Below are 22,754 nucleotides of genomic sequence, written 5' to 3' on the forward strand. Positions count from 1 at the left end.
CACCCCGTCAAATATGTCGTGACTTCGGACACTGTCGGGGACACGCTGTGTTATCTCGAGACATCGTTCCTTCGGTGTCTCGAGATTTTTGTTTGTGGGGTCGTTCCGGGAGTGCAATTCACAGCCCCCTCTTTTGTCGCGCCCGTTGACACGCGGGCGGTATTAGACTTTTTGTTGTCAGGAGGCTTCGGAATGGGCTCTCGGTTCGAAATGGGCTTTGGCGGCGCACTTGCCGCAAGAGAAGAGAATGGAGCGCCATGGGTTCCGCCATGGTGGCAGAGATTCGTGATCGTCCCCTTGGCCGTCCCCGCCATGTATATCGTGTTTCCTATTGACAGGGATAATTTCAACCTAAGCAACTTACTCAAACCGGCCGCGTGGACACTGGGGGTCTACTACATCGTCATTTTGCCAATCTTTGACCTCCGCAGGTATCGCTGGGATAAGAAACACGACGAGTAGCAATAAAGGTGACATCTTGAACGCTTCGACATCCATCGCCTACCACCTCCTCGGACGCGCGTATCGACGACCCGCCACACCGCCCAACACTGACAACCCCACTCCACCCCGGCCGGCATGGTGGCGTCCGTTGATTGAACTCGTCATCGCTCTGGTGCTTTTGGTCACGCTAACGAGCGCGGCGATCGGCCTGTTCTACCTGTACGAGAAGATCGCCCATCCTGAGGTCAGCGCGTTCGCGGAATACTCGTTTTTGGAGCATCCGTATCTCGCAGCTGCAACATTTATTGGGTGGGTGGCGATGATCCCCGCGGGGTTCATCGCTGCCCGAGTGACAGGCCGCGACCCCCGTGCGCTGTGGTCCAGGGAACTGCGCTTTAGGTGGCGCAACTTCGGGCTCGCCTTGCTACCCGCCCTGCTGTTCCTCGGCGCCGAGGGCATCTACGCGGTGGTTATCTCGGACCGGTCCCAGGCGACTTTTACTCCTATGAATGTCGCTGCACTGGCCGTCATCGTCGCGATGGCACCGCTCCAGTCGCTGTCCGAGGAACTCTTTTTCCGCGGCTCGCTTGTGCAGATCACCGGCCAGTGGTTCTCCCCCGCCGTGATTGCGTACTTGATTCCGCTGCTGTTTTTCTTGTCAGGCCACCACTACGAATGGCAAGGCATGGTCAGCGTTACCGTGTTCGCGCTGTGCGCCACCTTCCTCACTCACACAACCGGTGGTATTGAAGCGGCGGCTGCGGTGCACGCCGTTGGCAACACGTTCGCCTACGCGCCGGACGCATTCGGTGTGGACGGGGTTGACTTGGCGGTGTCGTCGTCAAGCGATCTTGCGATCTCTGTAGTGGCCACCGTGGCGGCGACCGCCGGAGCGTATCTGCTCATTAAGCGAGCTACTTCTCAACCAGCAAATTGCCGGTCAAACAATTGTTGACGTGTCACCATTACTCCGTTACAGTCGGCGCCACACGTAACGACATCGAATAAAGGAGACGCAATGACTAACCTGACCGGTACTTACAACCTCGACCCTGCCCACTCCACCATCGGCTTCACCGTGCGCCACGCGATGGTGACCAAAGTCCGCGGCGAGTTCACCGACTTCGATGCAACACTAACCATCGCCGAGAACCCGGCCGAGAGCACCGCGACGGGCACTGTGCGCACCGCGAGCGTCGATACGAACAACGCTGATCGTGATGAGCATGTGCGTGGCGACGACTTCTTCGCCGTCGACAAGCACCCGGAAATGACGTTCACCGCCACCGAGTTCAACATCGATGAGTCGGGAAACGGCTCCGTCACTGGCGACCTCACCATCAAGGGCACCACCAAGCCGATCACGTTTGACGTCGAGACGTTTGGCGTCGAAGAGGATCCGTTCGGCAACACACGCATCGGCTTCGAAGCTCGCACCACCATTAACCGCACGGACTTCGGCATCGACTTCCAGGCACCGCTGAACTCCGGCGGCATGCTGGTCAGCGAGAAGGTCGGCATCGAGATCGAAGGCTCCGGCATCAAGCAGTAGGCCTTATACTCGCCGCCATGGAGCGGAAAGTGTTTACCCGCCATCCAGGCGGTCTACCCGCGGCATTCGTCGCGGGTTTCGTCATTGTGGCAGTCGTCGTTGCAGCGTTGAGCGGCGAACTCTACGGTGCGCTGTTGTTTGGATTCGTGGTGGTGCTTTGGGGGCTCTGGATTTTCTCCCGCAAAGTGGCGCTGGTTCTTGACCACGACTCCCTCACCACCACCCTTGGCAGCCGATCCAGAACCATCTCATATTCGGACATCAAGGACGTGCGCCCCGGAGAAGAACCCAGCCTGATCCACTTCACCGGTATTGCCATGCTGACCGACCAGCCGGACCGCTACGCCGAAGCGGACGCGTTCACCCTCGGCGGGCCCACGGTGCGCATCTGTGTCCGCAATGCAGATGACTGCCTCGTTGCCGTGGCGGATCAAGACCACGTGCAGCGTGCAATTCGCGAAAGAATCGGCGCGTAGCGTGGCGATAGCTGACAACTCCGGTAGATTCGGTTAAGCGAAACCTTAGGTATGGAGAAAAGGAGCCTGGCTATGTTGAAGTCGGTCACGAGACGCGTCGTCAAGCGAAGTGCTGCAGCACTCGGCGCGCTGGCACTCACCTTGTCACCACTGACCGCAACCCCTGCTCACGCGCAGCCGACTTCCCCTGTCATTACGTGGGAGTCGTGCCCGTTCTACGTTGATGCCAAGGGCGCACAGTGCGGCCGCATTTTGGTGCCCATGCACTACGACAACCCCACGGCTGGCGACATTTCCGTTGGCTTTATCAAGATCCCGGCTCAAAATCCGGGTGCACGTCGTGGCGCGATCTTTGGCAACCCAGGTGGGCCAGGTGGCGATGCTTACAGCTTCTTCGGCATGAACGAAGGCATGAAGTGGCCGCAAGAGATGCGCAACGAGTGGGATCTCGTAGCGGTACAACCGCGTGGCCTGATTGGTTCTACTCAGTTGAAGTGCGCTGATCCTGCAATGAACGGCCCTGCCGACATAGCGAAGCTGACATGGGACGCCACGGTCACCCAAGGCGGACTCACCCGCGAACTGTGCGAGAAGCCTCGTCCGGGCTACACCAAGACGATCACCACCTACAACAACGCCCGTGACTGGGACATGGTCCGCTGGGCGCTTGGATACGACACCATCTCAATCATGGGCTTGTCGTACGGCACGTACTTGGGCTCGGCGTACGCGTCGATGTTCCCCAACCGCACCGACAAGGTCGTCCTCGACTCCGCGATGAACCCGAACGACCAGTGGTCGAAGATCCTGCTGGACCAAAAGGGCGGCTACGAACGTGCACTAAACGAGTACTTCGCGTGGGTCGCCGCAAACGACGCAAAGTACCGCATGGGCAATACCCCACTGAAGGCGTACCAGTACTGGTCGAACGTGGTCGTCGCACAGTCCGGCACTAACCCGACCGTGACCCCACCGCCAGCCCGTGTGGGCGACCTTCCGCCTGCACTCGCGTTTGCCGGCCAAGCGGGCGCAGACGCTATGTCGGCTGCCGGCAAGGCCCGTGTAGAGGGCGAAGGCATTATCTCCCGCATGCTCAACCCGGGTGCGAACCAGGTGTCATCACCGCTGCTGCTGGCCACTCGCAATGTGCTGCCCTCGCCTGCGGACTGGGACTCGCTTGCACGGCTCACCAATGGCTCGCTAAAGCAAGACCAGGCCAAGCCGGCGCCTGAGTTGATGAAGTTCCTCCAAGACGAGTCCATCGCCCGCAACGAGTTGCTCGCCGTGCAGACCTGCAACGAGAACATCGCTGCGCCGGACTACGGCCTTATTCCGGAAGCGTTTTGGGCCAACCAGACCGGCGAGGTCATCACCGCCCCTGCTCTGCAGTTCGGCTCTGGTGTGACCTGCAACGGCGCAGCGCCAGTCACGGGCAAGGTGGCGCTCAACGGTTCGAAGCTGAAGACTCGTCCACTGCAGATCAACGCCACGCGTGATCCGCAAACCATGTATGCGGGACGCTTCGGCATCGCCCAGCCGATGGGCTCGCACGTGGTGACGGTTCACGGCCCGGGCCACGGTCACGTCGGGCGCGGCAACCAGGCTGTCGACCGTCAGGTTGTCGAATACCTGCGCACCGGCAACCTTGGACCGGTTGATCAGCCGGGGTACTTCAACCAGGGATAGCCCCGCGCATAGGCGTCAGCCCGTGATGGAGTTCGTAGCGACGAACCACATCACGGGCTGCATTATTTTCTAAAACTCTGTGTTTTAGAACTCTGCCGGCATGATCATCCAAGCAACGATGTATGCCAACAGGCCCGGCATTACCCCGGCGAGTACCAGCAGGATGAAGACCACGCGAACGAGGGTGGAGTCCACCCCGAAGTATTTCGCGATGCCACCGCATACGCCCGCGATGTACTTATCAGTCATCGACCGTTCAAGTCGTTTCGGAGTGTTACTAAAGTTCTGGGAGCTATTCATATAAGACATGCCTCCATCAAACTCCGCTTCCCTCGCTCCGGCAATGGTTCTGGAAACATGTTGCGAGATTTTTACGAACCGTCAGGGGTACGTGGGTCGACTGCGATGACATCGTTCAGCCAGGTTTGAAGTACGTGCCTTTGTTCGTCTGTCAGTTGATCAAAGATCAGACGGCGGACGGTTTCGACGTGATCCGGCACTGCAGATTCCAGGCGTGTGAAGCCTTCATCGGTGATAGTCACCAATACGCCGCGCGCATCGCCCGGACACACCTTCTTCGACACCAATCCGCGCTTTTCCATGCGTGTGACCTGGTGCGACGCACGCGAGCGGTCCCATTGCAGCTCGGCACACAGTTCGCGCAGTCGCATTGTCCGTTCTGGGGCTTCGGAAAGCACCACCAGGATTGAGAACTCGGGAGCAGACATGGCTGCGGTTTCCTGCAGCCGCTCATCGATGGCGTTATTTACATTCTTCGAGGCAGCCAGGATCAGTCGCCAGAGGTGTTGCTCGTCCTCAGTAAGCCAGCGCGGTTGAGTAGCCATAACCGATGATGTTATCCAATCCCCTTATGAATCCCCTTTAAGTCATCCACTGCGTAGGTCCGTGCAGCCGATACGCGGTCGAATCGTTGCGGGAAACACGTGAGCACGAGCACCTGTGAGTGCTTGCCTACCTGGCTAAATAGCGAGTTCATGCGAGCGAGGCGCTCCGGGTCGGTCGCACCCAACGCGTCATCAACAACTACCGGCACAGGAGCACCTGTCCCCTCTCCGGACACCAGGTCTGCGATGGCAAAGCGGGTCAGGATTGCTAACTGCTCCTTGGTGCCTCCCGAGAGTTGATCGAGTGGCACCGTGACGCCATCGACGGTGCGGTCCGTAATCGTCAGGTCATCGCCATAGTTGAAATCTACGCTCGGGCCGAACAGGATTCGGGCACGCTCGCGCACTGCGGCATTAAACGGCGCCGCGTAGCGCGAACGGGCAACGTCGCGGTGGCGGTGCATAGTCTCGCGTAGGAGTTTCACCGCCTCTGCCCGTCGCGTTGCACGGTCAAGGGCGGCTTGGGCGATCTCGAGCTCCGCAGCAGCATGGTCGGCTTGCTCGGCAGTACCGGTGGCCATGTCGATGTATCCGGTGAGCTCGCGGATTCGGTTCTGTGCATCGTTCTTGCGCTTCTCCAGATTGCTCAGACGTGTGGTGGCTCCCTCCAGCAGGGATGCGGCGAATTCGGGATCCGCTTCCGCCAATTCCGCCTTTAGCGCGTCAACAACCTGTTGGGATTCGGTTTCGTCTTCACGCGCTTGCTGGAGAGTTTTGTCCAAATCTTCGGCACGTGTTGTTTCCTCCGCACGGGACAGTTCCGCGGCTGCTGCAGAGGCTTCTGCTGTTTTTGCCTCCAGACGGGTCTCCAGGACGGTCAGCGTGTGTGCTGCGGTTTTGTCTGCGTAGGGTTTCAGTGCGGCTTCGGCAGCGTCCACGTCACGTTCTGCGCTAGCGAGCGCCTTTTGCGCCTCGCGCAACGCTTCCTCTGCGTCTGCTTCGTCCACCTCCGCTACGGCATCGGATGCAGCAGTGTCTTTCAGCGCTGCCGCAAACTCTTCAGCCTGTGCCGACAGTTTGGTCCGCTCGGCACGCAGTTCGTCGGCGGATGCACCGGCGAGGGTGTCGTCGAGACGCTGGCGCGCCACCTTGAGCTCGGAGGCGTACTCCTGAGTGGCGTCGCGGGCGGCACGGGCCTCATCAACGCTGTCGCAACCGGTGGCGGCAAGTGCATCAGCAAATGCGCGTTCTGCCTTCTCTACGGCGCTTTGGGGATCTGCGGTGCCTTGGGCTGCGCGGAACACCACGCCGAATTCACCCAACTGCAACGTGGAGCCCTCGAAGACCGCGACGGTTTCCGTACCGTTGATGGGGCGATCATCGCCATCGACAGTGATCGTCGCATGATCTGCGGTGATCTCTAGTTTTGCCGAGGATGCGTCGCGCAGACGGCGCTGGAGTGTGACCTCGTTTTCTGCCTGTTCAAGGTCCCGAATGTGTTTGTCAGTGACGTCGCGCTCTGGCGCGTTGGAGAGCAGTTCTTTATACGCCTGCTCTACCGTGCCAATGCGTTCGAGCTGCTCGTCGATGGTCTTGAGGCGACGCTTCGCCCGTGCAAGATCCCGCAAGGTCTCTGCATGTTTGGATGCAGTGCGTGCGTCTGTAAGTCGTGTCTTCGCGCCCTCGACATCCGCAAGAAGGGTTGCTATCTTCTCCCCTTCCTCGTTACGGGCTTTTCGTGCAGGCTCAATCTCTTCACGGAGCTGAGCTTCCTCATGTTTGACCAACTCCACGCGCTTCTTCAGGGCGTTGCGGTCTGCTACATCCTGCTCAGCACGTTTGCGAGTGATCGTCGCTCGCTCGAGGCGCTCCTGGGCGGTAGCTGCCTTATCGCGGACCTGGTTCGCCGCAGCGCTTGCCTGCTCGCGCTCACGCAACTCTTGCTCGGCATCAGGCAGTTCCTTGTCGATGCTGTCGATCTCACTCTTGCGTCGCTCAACCTCATCGACGTACTGCGACAGCTGCTGCACTTCCGCTTCGTGTGTTCGCAGCTTCTCGCGGGCATCCTCTACGGCGGTAAACAACGCCGCATAGGGTGCTTTCTTCTTCGGTGGCTGCGCGTTGGTCCAATACTTTCCGTATTCGGCATCAATGGCGCGGGCGAGGTCTGAATCTTCCTCACCGGTTTCGCCTTCTCCGGCTTCCGCGTCAAGGGCACGAGAGATCGTCGGGATACCGGCAGCAGCGATCGCTGGATCGAGGTCCCCCTGGCGGAGAAACAGCGTCTGAGTAAGCGCTGTATCCAGGTGCTCGTCCAGGATCCGCAAAAGCTCATCGTCGGCTTCGCGGCCGGTGAAGTTAGCGCGGACCGGCGTGTGCACCGTCAGCTCTGATTTCTTTCCCTTGAGCCATCGCTTGCGCACGGTAAACGTGGTGCCGCCAATCGTGGCGTTGAGTTCTACCTCTGGTGATTCGTCACGTCCTGCGGGTGCAAGAGCGCGAATCTTCTTGCCGCCGCCAGTGTGACGCTCGTTGAGTACTGCATCAAGCGCGTCCAAGATGGTCGACTTGCCGGCCTCGTTGCGTCCGTGGACAACGATGACGCCTGTATCCGGCAGGTCACGCAGCTCCAGGTGCTCAATCGCACGAACATTGTCGAGGGTCAGCGAATGGATACGCATGATTAGTGGACCTCCTTAGACAGACGGAACAACAAGTTCACGGCATCGCGCGCTGTAGCCTCATCGCCAGCAACACCTATAAGCTCGCGCATCGCCTCCTTGGCGTAACCCGTCAGCGGCAAATTCTCTAGCTCTTCCTCGTCTGGCTCGAGGTGCAGGCTCATCAACCGCTCCCGCTCGTAGAGAGCGGCAAAGACCGGCTCTAACTCGTCTAACTCTCGTTGCAACGTACGGGTTGCTTCCAGGCCAAGCGTGCCGGAGAGCGCATACTTGATCACAGTCCGATCCTTCGCAGGATAGGCCTTCAGATCGTCGATAACCGCGGCAACATCGTCGGCATCGTTGACCTCCCAGAAGCGTGCTTCGAACGTCCAGGTGCCAACCGGAACCTTCTCAACCTCGACTGTGGAGGTCAGACTGTCCTTCTCCACGGTCACGACTAGCGCGTTGCCGGAATCCACTTCCCCGCCCTTCGCGCCAGGTGAACGGTCGAAGTAGTCGGTGGTTTCCGGGGAGCCGGAGAACCACACTCGACCTGAGTCCGACAGTGATTGCGTGGAGTGGGTATCTCCCAACGCCACGTAATCGATCACGCCGCGATCGATTGCCGCATCTAGTTTGGCAATGTCGATAAGCGCCGCCGTCTCCTCGGTGCCATAGCCTTCTGCCTGGCCGTGGCCGACCAAGATGCGCACGTTTTCTGTCGGCTCCAGATTCCGAATCGCCTTCGCGCACAAATCCTCGGAGGCATGCTTGGCCAGCAGTGGCGCACCGACAATCTCCACGCCTTCGCGGACCTCCACGGGCGTGGAGTCTCCCAAGACCGTCACCCCATCAATGTCTGAGGTGAAATTAAAGATGGAATCCGCCACCAACGGGTCGTGGTTTCCCGGCAATAGATACACCGGCACTGGGAGATGCCGCAATGCTTCGAGTGCGCGCCCGCGTGTTTCTTTTTTGAGCGAGTTGTGTTCAAACACGTCGCCTGCAACCACAATAAATTCGGCCCCGCGCTCTTCGGCGATCTCGCCGAGGCGCGTCACCGCGCGGAGCCGGGCTTCGTTGAAACGCGATTGGGCGTCGGCGGACAGGAACTTCCTTGTCATGCCCAACTGCAGGTCGGACGTGTGAATGAATGTCGTGCGCGTCATACCCACAACAACTACCACCCCACCACGACACAGCACACAATATATTCGAACATATGAACTATGAACGCGTGAGGTCGTCGTAAAGATCCTCGATATCTGCTACCGCGCGCAATTGGTCGATGTTGGTAAACGACACAGATTGCATCGCACGGTGCAGCAAGTGGATGTCCGAGTCCTCGATCATCGGCGCGATCTTCGGGCGTGGCAGATCGGGCAGGTCGTGGTCATCCCAGAAGTACGGCGAACCCGGCGCGGAGTTCTCGAGCGCCATGTTGTGTGATTCGCGCCGTTTGCGGTCTTCGAGCGCGTTAAGTGTGATGCCACGCATGGAGAGGATGAGGCTCGGGTCGTCGTCGATAAGTTCGGCAGCGCACTGTGCGAGCGCGACCGCGTGCTTGCAAACTTGGGCGTTGTCCGGGCAGTCGCAGTAAAACCGCACCTCGTCGGGTGAGGAGCAGAGCAGGATGTCAAGGACGTCGTCATTGAGTTCCCCGGCACGGAGGCGCTCGAGGGAACCTGCTTCGCGCACAAGCGAGCCGATGGCTGTTTCGATGTCTTCGCGGCTGCGGTGTGGCAGGACGAGTGTGGTGCGGAAGGGCTCGTTTTGGCTGCCAGCAACGTCTGCGTGCATGCCGTTGGTTACGGCGGTCAGCCCAAGGACGTGCCCGCCGTCGGCGTAGGTGCGGCCGCGTTTGGCGCGCGCGACGTCGGTTTGGCGCACTGCAGCGTTGAATATGCGCATCGCTGGTGCGGATAGCCTGTTGACGCGCGAGGGTTCGCTGGTCTGCGCCCCGGTTTCGGCTGGGCTGGAGACGCGTGTGCGTGCGCCGAAGTTGGCGTAGATGACGTTGTCTTCGCGTGGGCGTTTAGTCATTTTGCCCCCTGTAGCTGATCAGTTGTGCCAGATCATCGGTGTCCAGTTCGGTGATCCAGCCTTCGCCTTGGCCGACGACGGTGCCTGCGAGTTGGGTTTTGCCGTCGAGGATGTCTTGGATGGATTCTTCCATGGTGCCGCGGGTGATGATTTTGTACACGGTAACGTTTTTGTCTTGTCCGATGCGGAATGCGCGGTCGGTCGCCTGGTTTTCTACGGCTGGGTTCCACCAGCGGTCGAGGTGAATGACCATAGAGGCCGCAGTGAGGTTGAGTCCTGTGCCGCCGGCTTTCAGGCTCAGGATCATGGCGCGCGGGCCGTTATCAGTTTGGAAATCTTCCACCATCTTGTCGCGCGCGGTTTTGCCCACGCCGCCGTGGAGGAATGGGATCTTCCCGCCGAGGCGCTCCGAAAGGTACGGCTGGAGGATGTCGCCGAATGCCTTGTACTGGGTAAAGATCAGGACGCGCTGGTCGGTTTCGATAGCGTTGTCCAGCAGTTCCATGAGTTTTTGTACTTTGCCGGAGCGGTGGACGCCTTTGATGGTGACTGGGGAGCCATCGCCAAGAAAGTGCGCCGGGTGGTTACAAATCTGCTTGATGCGCGTGATGGTGGACAGCACCAGCCCCTTGCGCGCAATGCCTTTTCGGTTCTGCAGTTCTTCCTGCATTGTGTCCACGAGCGCCTTGTACAGTGCGGCTTGCTCGGCTGTCATGTCTACGGCGATGACATGTTCTGCCTTTTCGGGCAGGTCGCTGATAATCGCCGTGTCAGTTTTCAGCCGGCGCATGATAAACGGCGCGGTGAGACGCTGAAGCCGCTCGCTCATCTCGAGCGCGACAGGATCTTCGCTGCGGGCCTCGATGACCTTGGCAAAGTGGTTGCGGAAAAACGACTGGGAGCCAAGCATGCCGGGGTTAACAAAGTCGAGGATGCTACGCAGCTCCGACAGTTTGTTTTCAATCGGCGTGCCGGTCAGCGCGATGCGGTGGCGTGCTGGCAGGGCGCGCACGCTTTTCGACGCCTGCGTGCCCGAATTCTTAATCGCCTGCGCCTCATCCAGCACCACGTGATCCCAACGCACCTTGGCCAGGTCTTTCACGTCGCGGGCAACCGTGCCGTAGGAGGAAATGACAATGTCCGCTTCTTCGGCCGCAGCGAACAGCTCGTCGCCTTTGAGCCGTCCCGTGCCGTGGTGGACCCGCACCTTCATACCCGGCACGAAGCGGGCTGCTTCGCGCGCCCAGTTGCCCACTACTGAGGTCGGTGCGACCACAAGCGTTGGTCCGGTCTTCCTGCCGTTCGCCTCTTCCACCGCAAGCAGGGTCAGCAGTTGGAGAGTTTTGCCGAGCCCCATATCGTCTGCAAGCACAGCCCCTAGGTTGTTGCGGGACATGTAGTACAGCCAATCCACACCGCGGCGCTGGTACTCGCGCAGTTCGGCGTTGACAGTCTCAGGGACCTCTACGCGCTCAGGCGCGGGGCGGTCGGTGCCGCCGACAAGCGAGGTAAACCAGGGTGAGCCGGTAAACGCGATCGGGCTATCGTCGCCAGTTTCCAAGGCGAGCTGACGCAGCTCCGCAGCGGAAACCACGCCCTCGCCCTGCGCTTCTTTTAGCCGTTCGTACTCCGCGCGAGCCGCACGTGCGATCTCTGCAAGTTGTTCGGCATCTTCGCTGCCACCGGCTTCTGCAAGACGCGCGTGGATCTCGGCGGCTTCCGCCTCGGCGAGCGCGTTCTTCAGCGTGCTTTCCTTGAGCTTGTTCAGATACTTCGCGGACTTAGACAGATGCTTGGTATCGGCCAGCACCCACTCCCCGCGCAGTTTGATCAGCCCGGTTTTGGAGCGCGCAAGTTCCGCCATCTCATCGTCAGTCAATTCCACTCCGCCGATGGAAAGGCGCCAGTCGTACTTGACCAGCGTGTCAAAGCCCATGCGAGTGACCGTGGCGGAATCGTGCGGGTCCTCGTGACGGGCAAGTTTCAGTTGCGACGACGTCTCCGCCGTCGCCCACGTTCGCGGCAGCATGACGACGAAGCCTTCCGCACGCAACGCGGGCGCAACGTTTTGGACAAACTCGACGATCTGATCAGCCGTGAGCAGCACATCCCAATCACCGTCAGTACGCCCTTGGGCACCATGCAGTGAGGGATCGAGCAGCTCCGACACTGCGATCGCGGAGCGCAACTGGCCACGAAGGTGATCCGCCGACGCGCTATCAAAATCCGCCATGCGAACCGGGCGGGGTGAATCCGCCTGCGAGCGGACCTGGATCCGCACCGGCCACAACGGCTCCGCTGCAGCGGCGTCACTGTTGCTACTGCCGTCGCCGTCGCGGTTGGCGTCAAGATCTGTCAACGGCTCTTGCGGGTCTTCCGCAATGAAGACCAGCTGCAGATTCGCCGCGGTGATCGTGCCGTTCCAATCACCGATCTGCTGTGCCAGGCTCGGTCCGCCGCGACGAAGCGGGGTGTCGAACATCAGCGACAGCACAAAGTCGTGGCGCGGAAACGGACGGCCAGCTTCTGACGTCGCCGTATCACGCAGACGAGTCGAGGCAATCCAGTGCGTAAACGTCGTCGCACAATCCTCGCTTAACTTGTGGTTATTGGCCGTGAGCACGCCGGGGGCCGCGGCGATCATCTCCGCGAGCCAGCCACGCTCCTCAAGACCTGTGCCCAACTGCCACTGTGCAAACCACTGGTTCTGCCGGTACGGCACATGGATCGACACCCGCCCGGCGCGGATGAACTTGGTCAACCCCGCGTACATACGAATGAGCCAATACAGGTCAGGTGCGATCGATTGGCGCTGCGACGGGGTTGCTGCCGGTGATGGCCCGTCGAGATGCACGATGCTCTCCAAGAACCTGATCGCATCCTCGGGCGCGAACTTTGCCACCGGAGCACGCAGTGTTACTTGGCGGCCTTTCGGAGTTTGCAGGAGCAGGAGTTCCCGGTGACGGAACCGGGAATCGTCGAGAAGCGAATGCACAATTGGCGGAAAAGTCCCCTCCGGAATTTGGCCAATCGTCACAATTTTGTGGCCTTCTACCTGCTCAGCCCAAATGACAAGTCCAGCGTCGGACGTCCAGAGCCCGTGCAAAACGTATTTAGGCATACCCACCCTTATACCACCCAACCCGAAATTGACCCCTAAAAGTTTTTAAGGATTATGTGCAACGTAGAGCACCCTTGCGTTAAAGTGTGGCGAACGTTACAAGAAGATTGGAGAAACTATGTCAGAGAGTTTCTGGCTTGTCCTCGCGATCGTCCTCTACTTCGGTGTCATGGTAGCCATCGGATTCTACTCATGGCTACAGACCGAGAAGTACGACGACTACGTACTAGGCGACCGTGGCCTCAATCCGTTCGTCGCGGCGCTTTCTGCCGGTGCTTCGGACATGTCCGGCTGGCTGCTGATGGGCCTGCCCGGCGCGCTGTTCGTCTCCGGCCTCAGTGAGCTCTGGATCGCCATCGGCCTCTTCCTTGGCACGTGGGCGAACTGGAAGTGGGTCGCACCCCGCATGCGCGCCTACACGGAAGTGTCCAACGACTCGATCACGCTGCCGAGCTTCTTTGAAAACCGCACGCACGACCAGTCTCGCGCGCTGCGTTTCACCTCCGCAGTGATCATCATCGTTTTCTTCACGTTCTACGTCTCCTCCGGCATGGTCGCCGGTGGCCGTTACTACGAGTCCACCTTCGACGGTGACTACCTGACCGGTGTGTTGATCGTCGGTTCTGTCACCGTGCTGTACACCTTCATCGGTGGCTTCCTGGCTGTGAGCTACACCGATGCCGTGCAGGGCACCTTGATGTTCCTGGCTCTGCTGATTGTGCCGGTGCTCGCGCTGTTTGCACTCAATAGCCCGTCCGACGTCCTCACGTGGCCGACCTCCCAGCCGTACGGTCCGTGGGAGAACGGTAACCCGAACTACTTCAACATGGTCGCAGGTGTCTCCGCAGCAACGATTATCGGCAACTTGGCGTGGGGCCTTGGCTACTTCGGCCAGCCGCACATTGTCACCCGCTTCATGGCGCTGCGCTCCCCTGCACAAGCCAAGACCGCTCGCCGTACGGGCAGCATCTGGGTATTCATCTGCTTCGCCGGTGCAACACTCACCGCCCTGGTGGGCACCGCCTACTTCGGCCAGAAGTCCGCATCGGTGACCGACCAGTCCGGCTTTGAAACGGTCTTCCTCGACCTGGCTCGCATCATGTTCCACCCGCTGATCGCAGGTATCGTGCTCACCGCCGTGCTGGCGGCGATTATGTCCACGATGTCCTCGCAGCTGCTGGTCACCTCCTCGGCGCTGATCGAGGACCTCTACCGCATCTTTAAGAAGAACCCGAACCACACCACCCTGCTCGTGCTCTCGCGCACGATGGTGGTCGTCGTTGCCGCGATCGGCATGGTCATGGCGCTCAACCCGTCCGACACGATCCTGGGGCTCGTCGGCTTCGCCTGGGCCGGCTTCGGCGCCTCCTTCGGCCCGGTAATCCTGGCGTCGCTGTACTGGCGCAAGCTCACCGCGCCGGGCGCACTGGCCGGCATGATCGTCGGTGCTGTCACCGTGTTTGTGTGGGGTACCTACCTCAGCGACATCATCTACGAGATCGTCCCGGGCGTCGCCTTTGCCACCATCGCCATGGTCGGCGTGTCCCTGGCTACCCGCCCGAAGGAGGGCGTGGCAGAAGAGTTCGATGAGGCTATCGCTGCTACCGACTACGCCCTTGCACACCCGGACGCGACCTTCCAGGAGGCCCTTGAGGCAACCCGTGGGAACCAGGCAGGCTCAACCGCCGTCTAAGGAGGTATGCGTACCTACCTGACAATCCTGGTGATTCTCACCCTCGCGATCGTGCCGTTTCCCACGGCACGATCGCGTTTTTCTATCCCGACTCTCCCTCAGCGCGCGACCGTGCTGGGCTACGACCGCACCGCGTTTGGCCCCGGCTGGGCCATTGATGGCACCGGGTGCACGACACGCGAGCGCATCGTGGTCCGCGACCTTGACAACACGCAATGCGCACCGGACATGCTGCCCGTCGCCCAAGCGCGTGCCGGAGCCGCCGCTACCGGTGTCGACCCGTTTACCGGGGACGTGATGCGTCGCGAAGACATCGAGGTCGACCACATCCTCCCTGTTTCCGCCGCCTGGGACCTCGGCGCGCACCGTTGGGACGAAGCCATGCGCATCGCGTTCTACAACGATCCGCTCAACCTCATCGCCGTATCTTCCGCAGCGAACCAGGCCAAGTCCGACAAACTGCCTTCCGAGTGGATGCCGCCGAATCGCCGAGCCCGGTGCGCGTACGGCACCCGCATCGTGGAGGTGGCCACCCAATACCGCCTTCCGCTACCGGCAGAAGATGTGAAAGTGATCAAACGTGCATGTTCCGGCGTTATGGGACTCGTCGCCAATCAACAACTGTGAGGTAGAGTAGCGCCACATGAATACACTGCTTGTCTTCCTGCACGTGGCCTCTGCCATTTTGCTGCTCGGCCCAGTTGTCGTTTCCGCCTCCATGTTCCCCCGCCAGGCTGAAGAAGCCCGTAACGGTGGCGAAGAAGCGATGGGTCGCGCGTCGGTGCTTTACCGCATCACGAAGACCTACGGCTTGCTTTCCGCGCTTGTTCCGCTGCTCGGCGGTGTTGTCATGTTCGCAGATTGGGCGAGCTACAGCACCAACTACTGGCTGCACTCGGCCATTATCCTGTCCGTGATCGCATGGGCGATCCTGCTGGCTATGGTGATCCCGCAGCAGCGCAAGATGCTGGGCACGATCGGTGCGCTCTCTCCTGATGAGGCCGATCCGACTGATGTCACCGAGGACTTTGAGAAGTCCAAGGCAAAGGCGAACGCTGGTGCCGGCGTGTTCAACGTGCTGTGGGTTCTGGTGCTTGTCCTGATGTTCCTGCCGACGGATCTGTTCTAAACCTCCTCGACGCAAGCAGTTGCCCCGCATCCGCACCGCGCGGATCCGGGGCGATTTTCATGTGCGCAGGTTAGAGAAACTGCATCGCAACGGGGATGGCGGCGATCAAGATCGAGACGATGATGCCGATGATCTCACCGGTAGACAGCGAGCTACTGCTTGTCGACGACCCCTTCTCCCCCTGGACATCCTGCTGCGCCCCCGGCGGGGTGCCTGCCTGGTTGTCCTGTTGGGCGCCTGGATGCCCAGGCACTGGGGCCGGGGCTGGCTTCGTTGGCAGATTCGGCACAGCAATCGGCGGGCGTGTAGTGCCTGGTGTTCCGGGGGTGCCCTCAAACATACTGGTGTCCAGCCCGCCTGCCTTGGCAAAATCAATCTGGAACTGACGATCCGACAGCGTCTCGCCGTCGTGGATTGACGCGGCCCAGCCCACCGGTTTGCCCGTTTGCCTCTTCCCGCCAATCACGATCGAAGGTGCTTTGGCCTCTCCTAGTGCCGCAGCCGACATCACACCGAGGAAGCCCCGTCCCGGTACCCACACTGGTCCGCCGGAATCGCCCTGCTGCCAGCCTTCGAGCTGCACGCCAAAGGATTCCGCAGACCACCCGGCAAACGTGCCGCACAAGATGTTGCGTGTGCCCATGTGACTGGTTTCGCCGTGTGAGCAGACCTCGTCGCCGATCTTCACGTCGTCCTTGGCCAGCACCTTGTCGCCGGAATACGAGTTACCGGCAATTGCCACACCGGCGTCCCATTCGATCCAACCCCAGTCGTTGTAAGGCAGGCGGGTGAAGTTCTTTGATGGGTGGAACGTGCCCATCTCTTCGCTAAACTCCATTGTCGCGCGGTCCATTAGGGACACACGCGCGCCCTCGCTGCCGCAGTGTGCAGCGGTGTAGCTCTTTCGGTTTGCCACATCGTTATAGCCGATGGTGCAGGCCCCGTGGCCCTCGATGTAGATGGCCTTGCCTTGCTCGACAACGGACGGCGTTGCCGCGGTTGCAACCGCTGGGCTCAGCACCAGCGCGGCTGCACCAGCGGCGGCTACGAGGCTACGGACCTCGGTGTTCACCGTGGCGGCGAATCCCAATTTTCTCATTTGTATGACTTTCCTAGGGCACGGGTAACGCGCCTTAGATTACCTGCTCACACCGCAGCGCGCAGGCAAATTCCACGTTCAATCGCGCGGCGACACACCTAGCTGTAGTGCAGCGACGCAGGGCCATGGAAGCCAAGCCCGGTGAACAGGCGCAAGATGGCGTCGATAACTGCCCGGATCCCCTCAGCGACAGGACCAGTCAGCCCCGGCAGGAACGTGTTCTGCGCCCACAGTCCGACAAGGCGCGCATCTGGTACCGGCGGACCGTCCTGCGGCACGACCCCGACGACGAAGTTCTTGCCTTGCACGAGCGGCAACTGACGCGAGGTCCACATGCTGGAGATCACTCCAACGAAACCACGACCGGGCACCCACATCGGCCCGCCCGAATCACCGGGGCGAGTCAAAGGTGCGTTAAGGAGAAACGTGTTATCCGCCGACCCGCCAAAAGAACCGCAGGTGCGTCCACCACCCGCATGCGAGGTTCGGCCGAAGTAGCACACGGTCTCTCCCATTCGAATGTCGTTGGGGCGCACCCAGGCATCGCCTGTGATGCGGTTGCTGTCAAGGCGCACACCTGGATCCCACTGGATTGCAGCCCAGTCGTTGCCCAGGTGGCCGTCGTACGCCCGCGAACGGTACAAGGTGCCCACTGCCCCGCTGCGTGCATTGGTAGCGGGGTCTACGATTTCCACCCGTGCTCCGTTCCGTCCGCAGTGCGCCGCAACAAAACTGCGGTGACGTGCCGGATCGTTGTATCCCACCGTGCACACCCCGGTGCCATGCACCACGACAGATCCACCCTGCGTGACAGTGCGGGTTTGCGCTGACGCCTCCACTGGAAGCACCCCAACCCCAGCGACGAGCGCAATCACGAATGCAGCGATGGTGGACAACAAGCGCGGTTGAAGCATGAAGGCGTGCTCTCTTTACAAAACAAAAACGGGGCCACCCCGGCCGGGCAAATGCTTTCCACACTGTACCCGGTACCAAGGTGGCCCCGTGCCGTTGACGCGCTAAGAACTAGTCGCGATATCCACCGCGATCCCGGTCGCCACGGCCACGGCCGCCGTAACCGCGGTCATCACGGTCGCGCCCGCCACGGTATCCACCGCGGTCACGGTCACCGCGACCACGGCCGCCGTACCCACGATCGTCACGGTCGCGCCCACCGCGGTAGCCGCCACGGCCACGTCCGCCACGATCACGCGGCGGTGCACCATGGTCACGCTGGATGTTGATCAGCTGACCGGAAATGCGGGTGTCTTCCAGACGATCCAGCACAGCGCGGTCAAGGTTCTTCGGCAGTTCCACCAGGGTGAAGTCACCGCCGATGGTGATGCGACCGAAGTCCTTGGAGCTCAGGCCTCCCTCGTTGGCCAGGGCACCCACGATGGCACCCGGGCGCACGTGTTGGCGCTTCCCCACGTCGAGACGATAGGTATCAAAGTTCTCGCTGTCACCACGACGACCACGACCACCACGCTCGCCACGATCAAATCGGTCACGGCCACGACGGTCGTCGCGGTCGAAACGATCGCGGTCACGACGATCACGACGGTCACGCTTGTCGCGCGGCGGCTCCTTCATCAGGAACTCGTCGCCAGCCAACGCCTGGGTAGCAAGCGCTGCGGCAATGTCATCCATCGGCACGTTGTTGGCCGCGGAGTACTCGCGCACCATGGTCTTGAAGATCTGCAGCTCAGAAGCCTCAAGCGACTCGGTGATGGAGTCCATGAACTTGGTCTTGCGGCTCTCGTTGACCTCGTCGACAGTCGGAAGTTCCATCTCTTCGATGGTCGCGTTGGTCACGCGCTCAATCGAGCGCAGCATGCGGCGCTCACGCGGGGTGACAAACAGGATTGCCTCACCGGTACGGCCTGCACGGCCGGTGCGGCCGATGCGGTGGACGTACGACTCCGTACCGTTCGGGATGTCGTAGTTCAGCACGTGAGAGATGCGCTCGACGTCCAGGCCACGGGCTGCGACGTCGGTGGCCACGAGGATGTCCAGGCGGCCGTCGCGAAGCTGATCCACCGTGCGCTCACGCTGCTGCTGCGGAATATCGCCGTTAATGGCAGCGGCGGAGAAACCGCGTGCGCGCAGCTTCTCTGCAACGTCCTCGGTCTCGTTTTTGGTGCGAACGAACACGATCATCGCTTCAAACTCGGTCACCTCAAGAATGCGGGTGATCGCGTCGAGCTTGTTGCGGTGCGCCGTAAACAGGTAGCGCTGGGTGATGTTCGTGTTGGTGCGGGTCTCCGACTTAACGGTGACCTCTTCCGGATTGTTCAGGTAGTCGCGCGAAATCTTGCGGATCGCGTTCGGCATCGTCGCCGAGAACAGCGCAACCTGCTTCTCATCCGGGGTGTCCTCGAGGATGCGCTCGACATCCTCCTGGAAGCCCATGTTCAGCATCTCGTCTGCCTCGTCGAGCACGAGGAAGCGCAGGTTGGAGATGTCCAGCGAGCCCTTCTCCAGGTGGTCGATGACGCGACCCGGCGTACCGACGATCACCTGTGCGCCACGGCGCAGCCCCGAGAGCTGAATGCCGTAGGCCTGGCCGCCGTAGATCGGCAGCACGTTGATGCCGCCCAGGTGATCGGCAAACGATTGGAAGGAGTCCGACACCTGCAGTGCCAGCTCACGCGTCGGGGCGAGCACAAGTGCCTGCGGGTGACGCTTCTTGGGATCAATTTGGGACAGCACCGGCAGCGCGAATGCTGCGGTCTTACCCGTACCCGTCTGTGCCAGGCCGACGACGTCGCGGCCTTCCATCAGCAGCGGGATGGTCTGTGCCTGAATCGGCGAGGGCTGCTCGAAACCGACGCGCTTGACGGCCTCCACAACCTTGTCTGGCAGGCCGAGGGTTTCAAAGCCGTTCTCCGGCTTTACCTCTTCTGCCTTTTCCTCTGCGGTATCTGCAGCGTTATCGCCGTTGTCGGACTCTTCGTCCGCATCCGCGATCTTTACCACGTTGTCTTCAATTTCAATGGCCGCTTCTTCTTGTGCGGCGCCGGTTACCTCAGAAATCTCCGCATCCCTGGTGTCCTCTACTACGGCCTCAACAATCTCGGCCGCGACATCCTGCGGGTTTTCCTGATTTTCCGACACATTCATATCCGGCTCGTTCTCGCCGCCGGTGGCGTTTTCGGAAATGCTCATCGCCTGCCAACACTACGGCATTACCCCCTCAATCTGCTATTTCAACGGTTTTTAAAGAATCAAACCCGCTTTTTCTCAGCAATCATTTAGTATCCAGCCATGACTTCTCCCCTCGCACTGACAGTGCTTGGCCTTGCCATCATCGTGGTGACGGTCGGCCTGCTCCTCAAAGGCAAAACCCATCCGATCGTCGCAATGACGCTGATCCCGATCGTCGGTGCGATACTCACCGGCGCAGGCGTTGCAGAGATTTCGGACTTCTACCTCGACGGACTCGACAGAGTCATGAAGGTCGTGGTGATGTTCATCTTCGCCATCATCTACTTCGGCATTCTTTCGGACGTCGGCCTGTTCGAACCAGTGATTAAGGCGTTGATCCGCGCGACTCGCGGCAAGCCGATTTTGGTCACAATCGGCACTGCTGCCATCGCGATCGTCGCGCACTTGGACGGTTCAGGCTCCACAACATTCCTGCTCACCATCCCCGCGTTGCTGCCGCTCTACGAGGCGATGCGTATGTCGCGCTACGTCCTGCTCACGCTCGTCGCTCTGTCGGCGTCGGTGATGAACATGCTGCCGTGGGGTGGCCCGGTTGGCCGCGCAAGTTCCGTCATCGGCCCTTCCCCGAACGAGATCTGGACCCACCTCTTGCCGGTCCAGGGTGTGGCCATTGTCCTCGTGTTCGTCGTTGCCGCGATCTTCGGCATCATCGAACAGCGCCGTACTGCCAAGCAGGATGGTGATCACCAGTTGGTGGATGTTCACGCGGTTGCAGAAGACTTTTCTCGTCGTCAAGCAAAAGAGCGTGCAAAGTTGGAGTTCACCCAGCGCGGCGGCGCGTGGGTGACGTGGGCGAACACCCTGATCACGCTCGCACTCATCGGCGTGCTGGTGGCGGGTTTGGCCTCGCCGGCGCCCGCGTTCCTCGTCGGCACTGCGCTGCTCATGGCGCTAAACTTCCCGTCGCTCGACGATCAGAGCGATGCTTTACGACGACACGCCCCCACCGCCCTGTCCATGGCCGGCGTCATCCTCGCAGCCGCGATGTTCCTCGGCATCCTGGACGGCACCGGCATGCTGGAGCAGATCGCCCTGTCGCTGATCGCCATCCTGCCGGCGTCTGTCGGTCCGTACATCCACGTGATCATCGGCCTGCTCGGCGTGCCGCTGGATCTGGCAACGTCGACGGACGCGTACTACTTCTCTGTGCTGCCAATCGTGCAGCAAACCGCAGAGGCGTTCGGCGTTTCTGGCATGGGTGCAGCGTCCGCCATGATCGTGGGCAATGTCATCGGCACCTTCGTCAGCCCCTTCTCCCCTGCACTGTGGCTCGCGCTCGGCCTGGCGCGTGCGGAGATGGGCAAGTACCTGCGCATCGCCTTCCCGATCTGCTGGGTGTTCTCGGTGATTTTGGTGCTCGGTTCCTGGGCGGTGGGCGTCTTCGTCTAGAAGAGGCATGCGCCAAGCAACCGAAGCCGGCTCGAGATCTCCCCGCCGGCCAATGCTCTTTCGACCATTTCACACCAGCGCCGTAACCCGGACGCCCCTCAGTGGCTTTCCTAAACTGGGTGGCATGCATATTTCCCGCGCACGCCACACCACATCTTTCGCTGCTACAGCGCTTATTGTCGCCGCAACCTTGACCGGTTGCGGCGATAGCTCTGAGCAGGCCTTACCAGAGCCGACGGTTACAGGTTCAGCACAAAACTCAGACTCCTCTGAACCGACATCGGAAACTCCGGAATCCTCGACCGAGGAGACCACCGAGTCCAAGGCTGACAAGAAAAAGGACAAGAAAAAGGACGAATACACCGACGTTGACCCTTCACGGTTCGAGCACAACGTTGTTGGGCTGGAGTCTGGAGTATTCGGGTGTCGGATCGGCAGGAACCCTGACGACACCCCTGTTTTCTGCCAAGCCAAGTTTGTCGATCCGATCCCACCGGTAGAGCACACCGGTGGCGATCCGAACACCAAAATCCCCAATGTCATTTGGTACAAGCCGGACCGCGGTGGATTCATCACCGCAGTCTCTCCCGGCTCCCAGGGTTACGACATCCAGCCGAACCATCTCAACGAAGGCGAACGTGTCACGATCAATGACGTCGTGATCACCAACCTCAACGGTGGCGGTGTCCGCGTCGAGTATGGCAATGACACCTTCGAGGTCCACGATGGCGTGTACTCCCGCCCGGGCAAGACCCAGAGCATCACCGAAGAACACACGGTGGCAAAGGGCGAACAGTGCGGCACCTCCGACATTCTTGGCACTGAGATGGGCGTGTACGCCCTGGAGGACAACACCACGTGCGATGTCGCAATGATGACGCTTGAGGGATACAAGGAAGCCGCGAAGAACGGTGAGATCCAAGGCAGTGTGTCCGCATGGACGAATGAGAAGAACGGCTGGGGTTGCATTGGCCGTTACCGACTTGGCGACGACGAGGACCTTCCCGAAAACCGCAGAACCGCCTGCACAGATTCGCAGATGAACGGCGCTAAAGCGTTCGAGGGCTCAGGCGGCGTGATCCTGCTCGACCCCTCCGAAGCACACCGTCTGAAAAATTAATTTCGCATTTTCACCCCAAACTCAAGACAGCCGTGTTATGGTTCTCCCCGTGATGAACCGCAACGCATTTTCCGCCACGGCCGACCAGGCCGTCGCTTTCGCGTTGTCGAATACCCAGCCGGCCCGCCTGCATCATCATCTGTAGCGCGGTGTCGGCCGACTTTTCGCCCCTGCGCTAACTGCCCTTCGCAGCAAAGCGCGGGGGATTTTTCGTTAGCGTAAGCATTCGTCGGAACACGCCGCGCACCCGGAGACCCTCCCCCGCGGCG

Annotated in this window: 19 protein-coding genes; 10 read left to right on the plus strand and 9 right to left on the minus strand. The window is 60.6% G+C overall.

What is annotated here, in order from left to right; genetic code table 11:
* From HMPREF3048_RS12445 to HMPREF3048_RS11055, 5 genes are all read left to right on the plus strand, one after another.
* A partial coding sequence (locus HMPREF3048_RS12445) for a hypothetical protein (RefSeq protein WP_070772315.1) occupies positions 1–462 on the plus strand: 462 nt, incomplete at its 5' end.
* Positions 463–478: 16 nt separating this feature from the next.
* Positions 479–1,399: a CPBP family intramembrane glutamic endopeptidase gene (locus tag HMPREF3048_RS11040; protein WP_141743323.1), complete on the plus strand. Its 921-nt coding sequence runs from the start codon at positions 479–481 to the stop codon at positions 1,397–1,399.
* 63 nt (positions 1,400–1,462) lie between these two features.
* Positions 1,463–1,996: a YceI family protein gene (locus tag HMPREF3048_RS11045; RefSeq protein WP_070421828.1), complete on the plus strand. Its 534-nt coding sequence runs from the start codon at positions 1,463–1,465 to the stop codon at positions 1,994–1,996.
* 17 nt (positions 1,997–2,013) lie between these two features.
* Positions 2,014–2,472: a hypothetical protein gene (locus HMPREF3048_RS11050; RefSeq protein ID WP_070772317.1), complete on the plus strand. Its 459-nt coding sequence runs from the start codon at positions 2,014–2,016 to the stop codon at positions 2,470–2,472.
* A 72-nt stretch (positions 2,473–2,544) separates the two neighbouring features.
* Complete coding sequence (locus HMPREF3048_RS11055) at positions 2,545–4,158, plus strand: alpha/beta fold hydrolase (RefSeq protein ID WP_070421826.1); 1,614 nt, start codon at positions 2,545–2,547, stop codon at positions 4,156–4,158.
* Positions 4,159–4,242: 84 nt separating this feature from the next.
* Here the strand turns inward: HMPREF3048_RS11055 and HMPREF3048_RS11060 are convergent, their stop codons facing one another.
* The 6 genes from HMPREF3048_RS11060 to HMPREF3048_RS11085 form a co-directional block, all read right to left on the minus strand.
* The gene (locus tag HMPREF3048_RS11060) at positions 4,243–4,467 is read right to left on the minus strand and encodes a PspC domain-containing protein (RefSeq protein ID WP_070569869.1); all 225 of its coding nucleotides are present in this window, start codon (positions 4,465–4,467) and stop codon (positions 4,243–4,245) included.
* A gap of 62 nt (positions 4,468–4,529) precedes the next feature.
* Positions 4,530–5,003: a MarR family winged helix-turn-helix transcriptional regulator gene (locus tag HMPREF3048_RS11065; protein ID WP_070772318.1), complete on the minus strand. Its 474-nt coding sequence runs from the start codon at positions 5,001–5,003 to the stop codon at positions 4,530–4,532.
* Between the two features lie 11 nt (positions 5,004–5,014).
* On the minus strand, positions 5,015–7,684 hold the full coding sequence (locus HMPREF3048_RS11070; protein ID WP_070772319.1) for an AAA family ATPase: 2,670 nt from the start codon (positions 7,682–7,684) through the stop codon (positions 5,015–5,017).
* A 2-nt stretch (positions 7,685–7,686) separates the two neighbouring features.
* Complete coding sequence (locus HMPREF3048_RS11075; RefSeq protein ID WP_070772320.1) at positions 7,687–8,835, minus strand: metallophosphoesterase family protein; 1,149 nt, start codon at positions 8,833–8,835, stop codon at positions 7,687–7,689.
* Between the two features lie 58 nt (positions 8,836–8,893).
* A complete protein-coding gene (locus HMPREF3048_RS11080; RefSeq protein ID WP_070772321.1) occupies positions 8,894–9,709 on the minus strand; it encodes an SWIM zinc finger family protein in 816 nt (271 codons plus the stop codon).
* A complete protein-coding gene (locus HMPREF3048_RS11085; RefSeq protein ID WP_070772323.1) occupies positions 9,702–12,830 on the minus strand; it encodes a DEAD/DEAH box helicase in 3,129 nt (1,042 codons plus the stop codon). The genes HMPREF3048_RS11080 and HMPREF3048_RS11085 overlap by 8 nt, the downstream gene beginning before the upstream one ends.
* Positions 12,831–12,948: 118 nt before the next feature.
* Here HMPREF3048_RS11085 and putP point away from each other — a divergent pair, with 118 nt between their 5' ends.
* The 3 genes from putP to HMPREF3048_RS11100 are packed head-to-tail and all read left to right on the plus strand — an operon-like array spanning position 12,949 to position 15,652.
* Positions 12,949–14,523 (plus strand): sodium/proline symporter PutP, encoded by a 1,575-nt coding sequence (gene putP / locus HMPREF3048_RS11090; RefSeq protein ID WP_070772326.1) that lies wholly within the window; start codon positions 12,949–12,951, stop codon positions 14,521–14,523.
* Between the two features lie 6 nt (positions 14,524–14,529).
* Entirely contained in the window at positions 14,530–15,150 is a 621-nt protein-coding gene (locus tag HMPREF3048_RS11095; RefSeq protein WP_070772328.1) for an HNH endonuclease family protein, read from the plus strand.
* A 16-nt stretch (positions 15,151–15,166) separates the two neighbouring features.
* Positions 15,167–15,652 (plus strand): DUF2269 family protein, encoded by a 486-nt coding sequence (locus tag HMPREF3048_RS11100; protein ID WP_070421817.1) that lies wholly within the window; start codon positions 15,167–15,169, stop codon positions 15,650–15,652.
* 70 nt (positions 15,653–15,722) lie between these two features.
* Here the strand turns inward: HMPREF3048_RS11100 and HMPREF3048_RS11105 are convergent, their stop codons facing one another.
* From HMPREF3048_RS11105 to HMPREF3048_RS11115, 3 genes are all read right to left on the minus strand, one after another.
* Positions 15,723–16,751 (minus strand): chymotrypsin family serine protease, encoded by a 1,029-nt coding sequence (locus tag HMPREF3048_RS11105; protein ID WP_070772330.1) that lies wholly within the window; start codon positions 16,749–16,751, stop codon positions 15,723–15,725.
* Positions 16,752–16,849: 98 nt separating this feature from the next.
* The gene (locus HMPREF3048_RS11110; RefSeq protein WP_070772332.1) at positions 16,850–17,665 is read right to left on the minus strand and encodes a chymotrypsin family serine protease; all 816 of its coding nucleotides are present in this window, start codon (positions 17,663–17,665) and stop codon (positions 16,850–16,852) included.
* Between the two features lie 109 nt (positions 17,666–17,774).
* Positions 17,775–19,916 carry a DEAD/DEAH box helicase gene (locus HMPREF3048_RS11115; RefSeq protein WP_070772335.1) on the minus strand — a complete coding sequence of 714 codons (2,142 nt, stop codon included), beginning with the start codon at positions 19,914–19,916 and terminating at the stop codon, positions 17,775–17,777.
* Positions 19,917–20,015: 99 nt separating this feature from the next.
* On the opposite strand from HMPREF3048_RS11115, the gene HMPREF3048_RS11120 reads away from it, so the two are divergent.
* Together HMPREF3048_RS11120 and HMPREF3048_RS11125 are read left to right on the plus strand one after the other, a co-directional pair.
* Positions 20,016–21,365: a CitMHS family transporter gene (locus tag HMPREF3048_RS11120; protein WP_070772337.1), complete on the plus strand. Its 1,350-nt coding sequence runs from the start codon at positions 20,016–20,018 to the stop codon at positions 21,363–21,365.
* A gap of 124 nt (positions 21,366–21,489) precedes the next feature.
* The gene (locus HMPREF3048_RS11125) at positions 21,490–22,485 is read left to right on the plus strand and encodes a hypothetical protein (protein WP_070772340.1); all 996 of its coding nucleotides are present in this window, start codon (positions 21,490–21,492) and stop codon (positions 22,483–22,485) included.
* The last annotated feature ends 269 nt before the right edge of the window (positions 22,486–22,754 follow it).

Origin of the sequence: Corynebacterium sp. HMSC075D04 (genome assembly GCF_001815635.1) — a bacterium.
Classification (GTDB): Bacteria; Actinomycetota; Actinomycetes; order Mycobacteriales; family Mycobacteriaceae; genus Corynebacterium; species Corynebacterium coyleae.